This is a genomic window from Streptomyces sp. NPDC021212, from assembly GCF_044332925.1.
Classification (GTDB): Bacteria; Actinomycetota; Actinomycetes; order Streptomycetales; family Streptomycetaceae; genus Streptomyces.
Genome location: NZ_JBIRPZ010000001.1, coordinates 513,069 through 525,437, shown reverse-complemented (window position 1 = coordinate 525,437; position 12,369 = coordinate 513,069). Strand labels below are relative to the sequence as shown.

Here is a 12,369-nt window from a genome sequence, read left to right as displayed (position 1 = left end):
GCGCGCTTGAGTATCTGCGGTCATACTCCGACACACCTCAGACACACCTCAGAGTGGAGGTAGCGATGCCGAAAGCCTTGGTCCTGGGCTACGTGGGCGTGCTTCTGTTCATGATCGGCGACGGTGTCGAATCCGGCTTCATCGCCCCGTACATGGCCGACCACGGCGCCGGGACGGACGTCCGGGCCGGTTACGTCATCACGGTGTACGGCATCGCCGTCATGCTGGCGTCCTGGTTCTCCGGCGCGCTCTGCCAGGTGTGGGGGCCGCGCCGGGTGATGTGGGTCGGCCTGGCGATCTGGGCCGTCTTCGACGCCGCGTATCTGCTGTTCGCGCTGGGCACCGAGAACTACCCGCTGATGCTGCTCTTCTACGGCATCCGGGGCTTCGGCTACCCGCTCTTCGCGTTCGGCTTCCTCGTATGGATCACCAACACGGCGCCGAAGGCCCGGCTGGGCACCGCGGTCGGCTGGTTCTACTTCGCCTTCACCGGCGGCCTGCCCACCCTCGGCTCGCTGTGGTCGAGCCTGACGATCCCCTGGTTCGGCCGCCTCGGCACGCTGTGGTCCGCGCTGGCCCTCATCCTCCTCGGCGGCGCCATCGCCCTGGTCGGCGCCCGCCGGAGGCCCGGGGGTGACCGGATGGCGCCGTCGGAGGTCACCACCGGGCAGAGCCTGCTCAACTCGGTCTCCATCGTCTGGACCCATCCGCGCGTCCTGGTGGGCTGCCTGGTCCGGGTCATCAACACCGCCCCCGAGTTCGGCATGCTGGTCTACCTGCCGCGGATCTTCTCCGACGACATCGGTTTCGGCGAGGACAAGTGGCTTCAGCTGCTGGCGATCATCTACGGCACGAACATCTTCTTCAACCTCATCTTCGGTGTCCTCTCCGACCGCATCGGGTGGCGCACGACCATCGCCGGCTTCGGCGCCCTGGGCTGCGCGATCAGCGTCACGACGCTGTACTTCGTACCGGTGTGGCTCGGCCCGGACTACTTCTGGGTCGCGGTGCTCGCGGGCATGTTCTACGGGGCGACCCTCGCGGGATTCGTTCCCATCTCGGCGCTCATCCCGTCGATGGCCCCGGAGAACAAGGGCGGTTCAATGGCCCTGCTCAACCTGGGCGCGGGCGGCGCGGCCTTCGTCGGCCCGGCGCTCGCCAGCCTGTTCTTCCCCCTCGTCGGCGCGGGCGGGGTCACGATCGTCTTCCTCGCCCTGTACCTGGTGGCCTTCGTGCTGACGTTGCTGCTGAAGCTGCCGGAGGAGCGGGACGGCGAGCCGGTGGCCTCCGACGCGTCCCGGAAGGACGCGGCCACGGCCTCGTCGTAACGCGCCGTCCGGTCGCCGTCCGGTCGCCATTCCGCGGCGTCGTGGCCGGAACCTGGTGCTTCTGTGCGCCCCTCCCACAGGGTGGAAGCACGCGAACGAGGAGAGCCCTGATGTCCGGACCGAATGGCGGGACCACGCTCCTGGAGGTCTTACTGGACGCCGCCGAGGTGGCTCCCGACCAGGTGCTGGTTCATGTGCGGGGAGATGGTGGCGAGCGGACCGTCACCTACGCGCAGTTGCGGGACGACGCATTGTGCGTCGCCGGGGGCTACCTCGCGGCCCGGGTGGCCCCCGGCAGCTGTATCCTCCTGCTCGCCGACCGCGGTGACGACTTCCAGGCGATGTTCTGGGGCGCGCTGGCGGCGGGGCTCGTGCCGGTGCCGCTGGCGGGCGACGCACGGCGGGTGCTGCCGGTGTGGGAGCTGCTCGGCCGCCCTCCGGTGGCCGTGGACGAGACCACCGCGACGCTGCTGGACGAACTCCCCTCCGCAGTACGGCCGTTGCGGCTGGGGACGCTTCGGCAGGGCCGCCCGCCCGGCCGCCTGCCGGTGGCCGCCCCCGATGACGTGGCCTTCCTCCAGTTCTCGTCGGGCAGCACCGGGGCGCCCAAGGGCGTGGAGCTGACCCATGCCCGCGTACTGGCCAACCTGGCGCAGATCCGTACCGCCGCGGCCCTCACGTCCGGCGATGTGGTGGCGAGCTGGATGCCGTACTTCCACGACATGGGGCTCATCGGCACCCATCTGGCCCCGCTCGCCGCGCGCGCCGAACAGGTGCGGCTGGAGCCGCTGACGTTCGCCAAACGCCCCGCGCTGTGGCTGGAGACGGCCGCCCGGCACCGGGCCACGGTCCTGTCCGCGGCCAACTTCGCCCTCGCGCTGGCCACCCGGCGGATTCCCGACGAGGTGTTCGGCCGCCTCGACCTGACCGCCGTGCGGTTGGTGCTGGTCGGTGCCGAGCCGATCGCCCCGGCGGTGTGGCGGCGGCTCGACCGCGCCGTACCGTATGCAGCTCCCGTACGGACGCCGCGCTCGTCGGCTATCTCCCCGCGCCCGCGCATCTGGCGGCGCTCGCCGGGGTACCGGCCGCGGGGCTGCCCCGTGAACACCTGCAGGCCCTGCTCTTCCCGGACGGCGGCCCCCGCCTGCTGGAGGAGATCAGCACACCGCTGGGCCGCTCGGCGTTCGTGTCGCTGCCACTGTTCGCCGACGAACTGGCCCCGGGGGACGGGCTCACCGGCCACACCGCCCGCGCCGTCGCCCACGCCGCGTCCCTCGGCGCGCGCTGTGTCTCCCTGGCCGGGATGATCCCCGCGTACACCGGCTACGGATTCGAGGTCGTGCGCGCCACCAGCCACGGGGCGACGACGGTCACCACCGGCCACGCGGCCACCGCGGTGTCCGTGGTCAAGACCGTCCATGCCGCGCTCGCCACGACAGGACGCGACCTCGGGGATCTGACCGTCGCCATGGTCGGGCTCGGCTCGATCGGCACCTCGTCCCTCAAGCTGCTGCTCGGTGACGCCCAGGGCCCACCCGCCCGCCTGGTGCTGTGCGACCTCGCGGGCAGCGCGCCCCGCCTGCGCGCGCTCGCCTCGGAGTTGCGCGGAGACGGCCTGGCCGGGTCGGTGGAGACGGCCGAGTCCGCCCCGGCCCTGCCCGACGTGGTGTACGAGGCCGACCTGATCGTCACGGCCGTCAGCGGTGGTACGGCCGTGCTCGACGTCGACCGGTTGCGCGCGGGTCCCATCGTGGTCGACGACTCGTTCCCGCACTGTTTCGACACCGCACGCGCCCTGGACCGGATGCGCCGGCGACGCGATGTGCTGACGGTCGGCGGCGGGCTGCTCGCGGTCGGCGACACCGAGCGGCACATCGCCGACGACCTGCCACCGGCCGCCGCCTCCGGCTACGCGGCACAGCCGTGGCTGCCGGGTACGGTCGCCTCCTGCCGACTCGAATCCCTGCTGCACACCGCCGTGCCCGGCCTGCCGCTGGTCCACGGGCCGGTCGACGCCTCGCCCGCGCACGCCTACCGGGAGGCGGTCGAGGCGGCCGGGGTGAGCGCGGCGCCACTTCATCTGCTCGGCCACAGGATCGGCGACGAGGGCTGAAAACACCGGTGCCCCGGCCGGAAACATCCCGGCCGGGGCACCATGCTCTCGCCCCGAAGGGCCCTACGGGTCAGCGCTGTCGGGTCAGTCCCGCTGAGCGTCCGCGGGAAGCTTGCGCCACTTCACCTCGGTGTCGGTGTCGAACGCGAAGTCGAGCATCTTCTGCGCGTCCGGGTAGCGGTCCGCGGCGTCGTTGAGGATGACGCCCACGACCGTGCGGCCGTCGCGCTTGGCGGCGAACACCAGACAGGGACCGGCCGGGGTGGTGGTCCCGGTCTTGACCCCGACCGCGCCCTTGTACGAACCCAGGAGACGGTTGGTGTTGTCCCACGAGTAGTACCGGGTACGGCCGTTGGCCGCCGGTGCCTCCTGCTTGGTGGACACCGACTTGACGACCGTCTGGAAGGTGGAGTTCTCCATCGCCCGCTGCGTCAGCTCCGCCATGTCGCGGGGCGTCGAGAAGTTCCCGCTGCTCGCCGAGACACCGTCGAAGGAGTCGTAATGGGTGTTGGTGAGCCCCAGGTCCTTCGCCTTGGCGTTCATCTTGGAGACGAACGACTTGGTGCGCTCGGCCACGGTGTCGCCGGTGCCGAACGTGTCCGCCAGCGCCATCGCCGCGTCGCAGCCCGACGGGAGCATCATCCCGTACAGCAGCTGGTTCACGGTCAGCTTGTCGCCGGCCTGCAGGTCCGCCGTGCTGGCTTCCGTCTTGGTCACATAGTCCCGGTAGTCCTGCTTGACCGTGACCTCCTTGTTGAGATCAACGTTCTTGGACTCGAGGACCACGAGCGCGGCCATGATCTTCGTCGTGCTCGCCATCGGACGCTTGGTGTCGGCGTCCTTGGCCATCAGCTCCTCGTCGGAACCGGTGTCGAGCAGGTACGCGCCCTTGGCGCTGACCTTCGGTGGCTCGGGCGAGGCCTGAGCCACCGTCACCGGGACCGCGATCGCCACGGCCGCTGTGGACGCGACCGCCGCCACCTTCCAGCGACGGGTCACGGTTCCACGACGTTTATGCATTCGCCCTCCGTTTCAGTAGAAGATCGATCGGCGGGCGCATCGTCTCACTGTGTGCAGGGAGAACTTGCTTCGGGGGCACCGTTACCGGAGTAGCCGGGGGCGGGATCCGGGTGCGCGGTGGATGGCGGTGACGGTCCGCGGCGGGCCGCATCGCAGTTCATACAACGGTCCTCCACATACCAGCCGGCCACGGCAGGACCTCTTCCCGTCAGCCCTCGGCCGTGGTTGCCGCCCGCTTGCGGGCGCGGTAGGCCGCGGCTTTGACGCGGTTGCCGCATTCGTCCATCCCGCACCAGGAACGCCGGGCGCCGCGCGAGCGGTCGAGATAGATGCGTGTGCAGCCACCGCGGCCGCACTCCTTGAGACAGGCGTGGGGGTCGGCGAGGACGGCGATGCCGGTTCCGGCGAGCTGGGAGAGCACCGCCGGGAGGTCTCCCGACGTCCGCAGCCCCGCGTCGCCGAGTTCGACCGTGGGCACCGGCCCGGCGGCCGTGGCGTTGATGATGCCGAGGCTGCCCGGGTCGAAGGGCCTGCCGAGCACGCGGTCGAGAGCGAGCCGGTGGACGGCCTCGCGCAGGGCCAGCGCGGATTCGAAGGTCGCGGCGTCGGCGGTGACCCGGTCGGGGAGCGCATCGCATTGAGCCACCCACCGCTCCAGGTCCGCGGGCGCGGCCAGGACGTCGACGGGCTCATCCCGACGGGACAGCACGGTGCCGGCCAGATCGAGGGCCGGGTTGCCGCTCACGTACGCGAAATCCACGTCACCATCTTGACCGGTGACGGGGTCGGTGGCAAGGTCGTCACCTGCTGAGCCGGTGACACCAGTACGAGTACGGGAGAACGCATGGCCGAGATCCGCGACATCGAGGTCGTCGTCCTCGACGTCCTCGGAACGCTGGTGGACGAACCCGGCGGGCTCCGCGCGGCCCTGCGCGAGGCCGTACCCGCACCCGACACCGCGTCCGTCGACGCGGTGCTCACCCTGTGGCAGCAGTACGTCGAGCGCGAGCAGCGACGCATCGCGCAAGGGCGCCGCGCGTACGTCAACACCGACACCATCGACACGGAGGCCGCTCAAACGGTCGCCGACCATGCCGGACTCACGGACCCGGCGGTCATCGCCCGGCTGGCCACGGCGGGGCGACGCCTGCCGCCCTGGGGCGACTCCGTTTCCGGCCTCGAACGGCTCGCGCGGCACTTCCCCGTGCTCGGCCTCTCCAACGCGAGCCGCACCGCTCTGCCGCGGCTCAACGCGTACGCCGGGCTGCGCTGGCACCAGGCCCTGTCCGCCGAAGCCGCCTCGGCCTACAAGCCGGCGCCCGAGGTGTACCGGCTCGCCATCGACACCGCCGGATGCGCACCGGAACGCGTGCTCATGGTGGCCGCCCACGCCTGGGACCTCCGCGGCGCCCGGGCGACGGGCATGCGGACCGCCTACGTCCGGCGACCGGTCGGCGATCCGCCGACCGGCTCCGACCTCTTCGACGGGCGGTTCGGCGGGCTGGACGAACTGGTCACCGCGCTGACGACCGGGTAGCCGGTCAACGGCCTACGGCCGGGGCGGCGCGCTGGTGTCCCGTACCACCGGCTTCGGGTCCAGGACCGCCCCCTGCTGCTCCGAGGCGGCGCCCTCTTCGTGGCGGCGGGCCTCCTCTCCCTCGCGTTCGTGAAGGCTTGCGTCCCCGAGACCAGGGGACGCACGCTCGACGTCCTCGAAGCGGAACTGCGCACCCGGTTCTCCTGAAGCCCCGGTCAGGCGCCGACGTACGCCGCCAAGTGCTCGCCGGTGAGGGTGGCGCGGGCGTCGACGAGGTCGGCGGGGGTGCCCTCGAAGACGATCCGGCCGCCGTCGTGGCCCGCGCCGGGGCCGAGGTCGATGATCCAGTCGGCATGGGCCATGACCGCCTGGTGGTGCTCGATGACGATGACCGACTTGCCGGCGTCGACCAGCCGGTCGAGCAGGCCGAGCAGATGCTCGACATCGGCGAGGTGCAGACCGGTGGTCGGCTCGTCGAGGACGTAGACGCCGCCCTTCTCGCCCATGTGCGTGGCCAGCTTGAGCCGCTGCCGCTCACCGCCGGACAGGGTGGTGAGCGGCTGCCCCAGGCTGAGGTAGCCGAGCCCGACGTCGGCGAGGCAGCCGAGGATGCGGTGTGCGGCCGGGGTACGCGCCTCGCCCGCGCCGAAGAACTCCTCGGCCTCGGCCACCGGCATCGCCAGCACCTCGCTGATGTCACGGCCGCCGAGGCGGTGCTCCAGCACCGACGCCTGGAACCGCTTTCCGTCGCACTCCTCGCAGGTGGTGGAGACACCGGCCATCATCGCGAGGTCGGTGAAGATGACACCGGCGCCGTTGCAGTTCGGGCAGGCGCCCTCGGAGTTGGCGCTGAACAGCGCCGGCTTCACGCCGCCCGCCTTGGCGAACGCCTTGCGGATCGGGTCGAGCAGTCCGGTGTACGTCGCCGGGTTGCTGCGCCGGGAGCCACGGATCGGGCCCTGGTCGATCGCCACCACCCCCGCCTCGGCGGCCTCCCGGCTGCCCACCAGCGAGCCGTGCATGAGCGAGCTCTTGCCGGAGCCGGCCACGCCGGTGACGGCGACCAGCACACCGAGCGGGATGTCGACGTCGACGTCGCGCAGGTTGTGCGCCGTCGCGCCGCGGATCGGCAGGGTGCCGGTGGGCTTCCGCACCGTGTCCTTGAGGGCGGCCCGGTCGTCGAAGTGGCGGCCGGTGATCGTGCCACCGGTCCGCAGCCCCTCGACGGTGCCCTCGAAGCAGACGCTGCCGCCCGCCGTACCCGCGCCGGGGCCGAGGTCGACGACATGGTCGGCGATCGCGATGGTCTCCGGCTTGTGCTCCACGACGAGCACGGTGTTGCCCTTGTCCCGCAGCCGCAGCAGCAGGTTGTTCATGCGCTGGATGTCATGGGGGTGCAGCCCGACGGTGGGCTCGTCGAAGACGTAGGTGACATCGGTGAGCGAGGAGCCGAGGTGGCGGATCATCTTGACGCGCTGCGCCTCGCCGCCCGACAGCGTGCCCGACGGCCGGTCGAGCGAGAGATAGCCGAGGCCGATCTCCACGAACGATTCGAGGGTGTGCTGGAGCGCGGCGAGCAGCGGCGCCACCATCGGCTCGGCCAGGCCACGTACCCATGCGGCCAGGTCGCTGATCTGCATCGCGCAGGCGTCGGCGATGTTGATTCCGCCGATCCGTGAGGACCTGGCCCCCTCGGTGAGGCGGGTGCCGTCGCACTCGGGGCAGGCGGTGAAAGTGACCGCGCGGTCCACGAACGCCCGGATGTGCGGCTGCATCGCCTCCCGGTCCTTGGCGAGAATCGACTTCTGGATCTTGGGGATCAGCCCCTCGTAGGTGAGGTTGACTCCGTTGACCTTCACCTTGGTCGGCTCACCGTAGAGGAAGTCCTGCATCTCCTTCTTGGTGAACCTGCGGATCGGCTTGTCCGGGTCGAGGAAGCCCGACTGGGCGTAGAGCCCCACGGTCCACACGTTGTCCGGCTTCCAGCCGGGGATGGTGAACGCGCCCTCGGAGATCGACTTGGAGTCGTCGTAGAGCTGGGTGAGGTCGATGTCGGAGACCGTGCCCCGGCCCTCGCAGCGCGGGCACATGCCACCGGTGCGGGTAAAGGTCGCCTTCACGGCCTTCTTGTTGCCGCGCTCGACCGTGATCGCACCGCTCGCCCGGACCGAGGGGACGTTGAAGGCGAACGCGCCGGGCGGGCCGATGTGCGGCTGCCCGAGCCGGCTGAAGAGGATGCGCAGCATCGCGTTGGCGTCGGTGGCGGTGCCGACCGTGGAGCGGGGGTCGGCGCCCATGCGCTGCTGGTCGACGATGATCGCGGTCGTGAGCCCGTCGAGCACGTCGACCTCGGGCCGCGCGAGGGTCGGCATGAAGCCCTGCACGAAGGTGCTGTACGTCTCGTTGATCATCCGCTGGGACTCGGCGGCGATGGTGTCGAACACCAGCGAGCTCTTGCCCGAGCCGGAGACACCGGTGAACACGGTCAGCCGGCGCTTCGGGATCTCGATGCTGACGTCCTTGAGGTTGTTCTCGCGCGCCCCGTGCACGCGGATCAGGTCGTGGCTGTCGGCAACGTGCGGCGCAGGCGACCGCGTGTCCGCCCCTCTGGTCATGCTCATCGTGTCTCCATCTGTGGGACGGGCCGCCTTCGCGAGCCCCGTCGGCGTCGCCTGGCTCGACCTGACCGGCTTCGAGCAGTATGTCCCGCCCCGGGCGACCGCGCTTCTCCATCTCTGATCGGTCTCCGGTCGGTCCGGCCGTCCGCTCCTGGGGGTGCCTTCCGGCGCCCTCCAGGAGAACGCGGACCTCCGCATGGCTCAGCACAAGATCTTCGCCGCCACCGCCGACGCGTCGGCGGCGCAGTGGGACAAGTGCACGTACCCCTCGGCGGCCGATCACACCGTCGTGCAGTGCATCATCCCCGAGCCCCTGGGCTCCGACGACTCGACCACCTTCGAGGTCTTCCTCGGCGACGGCCTGGGTGTCCGGGGCGGCCAGGGCGACGACACCATCGTCGGCGCCTGCTCGTACGAGTGCCGCGGCGACGCCGGGAACGACACCCCACCGGAACCGGCGAAGCCGACAATCTGTACGGCGACGACGGCAACGACATCCTGCGCGCCGGGGCCGAGAACGACTACGTGTACGGCGGCAAGGGCACGGACACGCTCTCCGGCGGTCCGGGCTCCAACAAGGTCTACCAGGACTGACGGCTGAGCCGTTCCCCGAGGCCGCGGCGGTCACCGCCGCGGCCTTCTTCACGCTCATGACCATGCTCTCTGGTCCCGGTGCGTGACAGGTGTCTACAACAAAATACCCTGTTTCTCTACTGCTTTGGCATTTCCATGGTCCGGGTGGTGGACACAAGGAATTAACCGCTCCGGAAAGACCCGACCAGGGCTCTTCCCGAAAACCGCGGGGGCCCAGGACTAAGATTTCCCTAGGAACACCTCCAAGGGGTGTTCCGCGGCGTCGCGCCGAATATCCTACGCCCGGACAGTGACCTAATGAAGGTCGCGAACTTCCAGCATTGACGAGTCCGTTCCGTTTCCGGGCGGGCTGGAAAACGGCACCGGCTTCGTGATCAAAGATGCCGACAGGGGGAAGCTCAGCAGTGTTGGTGGAGCGAAGAAAATTACTGGAACAGCTCGATGATCTTCTGATGCAGTCCGCGCGAAGCAGGGGGGCCATCGCCGCTGTCAGCGGTTCGACGGCGATGGGCAAGACCACGGTGCTCAACGCCCTGGCGGAACGGGCCACCGCGGCGGGCAGCACGGTGCTCGGTGTGGTGAGTTCGCCCCACGAGCGCGACGTCCCGTACAGCGCGCTCGCCCAGCTCCTGCACGCGGTGGAGGCCACGCAGGCGGACAGACTCGCCGTTCCCGCCCCGCCCGGGGCCGAGGAGGACTCCCTGGCCGTCGCACAGCAGACGTACCAGATCATCGCCGACCTGGCGGCCCGGCGTCCGCTGCTGATCACGGTGGACGACATCCAGCACAGCGACACGGCCAGCCTCTCCTGCCTGCGCTACCTGGCGCAGCGCCTGAACCGGCTCCCCCTCGCGCTGGTGTTCACGCGTGGCGTGTCCGTGGAGGAGCAGCCGCCGCGCATCCTCCACGACCTCCTGTACCGGACGAGCGTGCGCCGTTTCCACCTGGGGCCGCTCTCGCGGGTGGGCATAAGGGAGCTGGCCGCGGGCCGGGCCCCGTCCGCTCCGTCGTCCCCTCCCTCGGACCGGTTCATCGCCGAGATACACGCCCTGAGCGGCGGGAATCCACTGCTCGCCCAGGCGCTCATCGAGGAGGGAGGGGTGTCGGTCGGGCCCGTCTTCCATCAGGCGGTCCTCACGTATCTGCACCGGATCGGTCCGCGCGCGGTCCTGCTCGCCCGGTGTGTCGCGCTGTTGGACGAGGCGGCCACGCCGCTGCTGCTGAGCCGGTTGAGCGGCATCGACACCGAACTGCTCAAACGTTACCTCCGGTTGCTCGCCGGCATCGGCGTGCTGCACGGTGTGCGGCTGCGGCACGCGGGCGTACGACAGGCGGTGCTCGGCGAGATGCCCCACGACGAGGCGACGCATCTGCGGTACCGCGCCGCCCGCCTGCTGTACGACAGCGGGGCGCCGCCCCAGGCAGTCGCCGCGCATCTGCTCGGCGCAGGTCCGCTGCACGAGGACTGGGTGCTGGACGTCCTGCGGGATGCCGCCCGCCAGGCCCTGGAGGAGGGCGACGTACAACGGGGCATCCGGTGTCTGGAGCTGGCCCGCGAGTGCTGCGTGGACGAGGCGCAGCGCCTGTCGGTGAAGTCGCACTACGCCTGCGGTCAGTGGCAGTTGCGACCCGCCGACTCGGCCCCGCACTTCCTCGCGCTCAAGGCCCCCATCGTCGAGGGAAAGCTGACGGGGCACGACGCGCTGTGGGCCGCCGAGGGCATGCTGTTCCACCTCGACTTCGACGAGGCGCTGATGGCCCTCGAGCATCTCAACGACGGCGACGAGGAGACGGCGGCCGCGCTGCACGGAACGCGGATGCTCATGGCCTCGGAGGTCCCCGGCGTGCTCGACCGGCTGAGCCGTCCGCTGCCGGCCACCGCCGCCCCGGCCATGTCCCACTCCGAGCTGCGCGCCAGACACGCCCTCGCCCTGGTCCTTGAACGGGGGGCCGACGAGTACGCCATCGCCCTGGCCGAGCAGGTGTTCTCCAGCCGCCAGAACGCGGCGACGTCGCAGCTCAGCAGCTTGCCGAAGGCGCTGCTCGCCCTGTGCTACGCGGATCGGCTCGACACCGCGGCCACGTGGCACGACCATCTGGCGGGCGACGCGGGGCGCCATGACGCACCGGCCTGGCGGGCGCAGATCGCCTGCGTCGGCGCGCTCGTCTCGCTGCGGCGGGGACGGCTGGCGGATGCCGTGCGCCAGGCGGAGTCGGCGTACGCCCGGCTGTCCGGACCGAGGTGGAACGTCAGCAGTGCGCTGGCGCTGGCCATACTCATCGAGGCGCACACCGCGATGGGCGACCACCGGGCCGCGGCCGGGTATCTGACGCCGGAGCCGCCGCCGGAGCTGTTCCTCACCCGCGCGGGGCTGCACTATCTGTACGCGCGCGGCCGCCACCACCTCGCCACCGGCAAGACGTATCTGGCGCTGTCCGACTTCCAGGGGTGCGGCAGCCTCATGCGGCGCTGGAACATCGACACGCCCGCCGTGGCGCCCTGGCGGCTGGGCGAGGCGGAGGCGTGGCTGCGGCTGGGCGACCGGGAGCGGGCGGCCCGGCTCGTCGAGAAGCAGCTCGCGAGGCCGGACACCGGGCTCGCCCGGTCGCGCGGGATGGCCCTGCACGGCCTGGCGCTGGTCCAGCCGGTCACCCAGCAACCCTCCGTTCTGCGGGACGCGTTCCGCCTGCTGGAGAGCTGTGGCGCACGGTACGAGGCGGCCGCCGTGCTGGCCGATCTCAGCCGCGCGTACCAGCAGTTGGGGGACAAGCGGGCCCGGCCGACCGCGCGGCGGGCGTGGCGGCTCGCCAAGAGCTGCCAGGCGGAACCCCTGTGCCAGGAGTTGCTTCCGACGTCCGCGCCGCGGAGCATCGGCACAGGAGGGAGCGCGGGGTCGCGCGACGGTGACGGTGCGGTCCAGGACACCTTCGGCAGGCTGAGCGAATCCGAGCGGCGCGTCGCCATGCTGGCCGCCCAGGGATATGCCAACCGCGAGATCGCCGACCGGCTGTTCATCACCGTCAGCACCGTGGAGCAGCATCTGACCCGCGTCTACCGCAAGATGGGCATCAGGAACCGCGAGCAGCTGTTGCAGGGGGCCCACGCCGTCAGCTACGAGTCCGCCTGACCCGTGCCATCGGGCCCGAAGCGAGGGGCCG

Annotated in this window: 8 protein-coding genes and 1 pseudogene; 6 read left to right on the top strand and 3 right to left on the bottom strand. The window is 70.9% G+C overall.

The features are described 5' to 3' along the window. Positions 1–65: 65 nt before the first annotated feature. The 3 genes and pseudogenes from ACH4SI_RS02075 (at position 66) to ACH4SI_RS02065 (ending at position 3,441) form a co-directional block, all read left to right on the top strand. The gene (locus ACH4SI_RS02075) at positions 66–1,328 is read left to right on the top strand and encodes an MFS transporter (RefSeq protein ID WP_398291499.1); all 1,263 of its coding nucleotides are present in this window, start codon (positions 66–68) and stop codon (positions 1,326–1,328) included. Positions 1,329–1,438: 110 nt separating this feature from the next. After that, positions 1,439–2,311, top strand: a pseudogene (locus tag ACH4SI_RS02070) (AMP-binding protein); the annotation flags it as partial. Between the two features lie 203 nt (positions 2,312–2,514). Continuing rightward, on the top strand, positions 2,515–3,441 hold the full coding sequence (locus ACH4SI_RS02065; protein WP_398291497.1) for a hypothetical protein: 927 nt from the start codon (positions 2,515–2,517) through the stop codon (positions 3,439–3,441). Between the two features lie 84 nt (positions 3,442–3,525). Here the strand turns inward: ACH4SI_RS02065 and ACH4SI_RS02060 are convergent, their stop codons facing one another. Both ACH4SI_RS02060 and ACH4SI_RS02055 read right to left on the bottom strand, forming a co-directional pair. Beyond that, positions 3,526–4,461, bottom strand: a complete 936-nt coding sequence (locus ACH4SI_RS02060; RefSeq protein ID WP_398291496.1) for a D-alanyl-D-alanine carboxypeptidase family protein — start codon at positions 4,459–4,461, stop codon at positions 3,526–3,528. Between the two features lie 208 nt (positions 4,462–4,669). Then, on the bottom strand, positions 4,670–5,221 hold the full coding sequence (locus ACH4SI_RS02055; RefSeq protein WP_398291494.1) for a CGNR zinc finger domain-containing protein: 552 nt from the start codon (positions 5,219–5,221) through the stop codon (positions 4,670–4,672). A gap of 84 nt (positions 5,222–5,305) precedes the next feature. Here ACH4SI_RS02055 and ACH4SI_RS02050 point away from each other — a divergent pair, with 84 nt between their 5' ends. Then, the gene (locus tag ACH4SI_RS02050; protein ID WP_398291492.1) at positions 5,306–5,998 is read left to right on the top strand and encodes a haloacid dehalogenase type II; all 693 of its coding nucleotides are present in this window, start codon (positions 5,306–5,308) and stop codon (positions 5,996–5,998) included. A gap of 215 nt (positions 5,999–6,213) precedes the next feature. Here ACH4SI_RS02050 and ACH4SI_RS02045 read toward each other — a convergent pair whose 3' ends face one another. Further along, complete coding sequence (locus ACH4SI_RS02045; protein WP_398292317.1) at positions 6,214–8,613, bottom strand: ATP-binding cassette domain-containing protein; 2,400 nt, start codon at positions 8,611–8,613, stop codon at positions 6,214–6,216. A gap of 420 nt (positions 8,614–9,033) precedes the next feature. Here ACH4SI_RS02045 and ACH4SI_RS02040 point away from each other — a divergent pair, with 420 nt between their 5' ends. Then, on the top strand, positions 9,034–9,210 hold the full coding sequence (locus tag ACH4SI_RS02040) for a hypothetical protein (RefSeq protein ID WP_398291490.1): 177 nt from the start codon (positions 9,034–9,036) through the stop codon (positions 9,208–9,210). Positions 9,211–9,590: 380 nt separating this feature from the next. Continuing rightward, positions 9,591–12,338 carry an AAA family ATPase gene (locus ACH4SI_RS02035; RefSeq protein WP_398291489.1) on the top strand — a complete coding sequence of 916 codons (2,748 nt, stop codon included), beginning with the start codon at positions 9,591–9,593 and terminating at the stop codon, positions 12,336–12,338. Positions 12,339–12,369 lie beyond the last annotated feature (31 nt).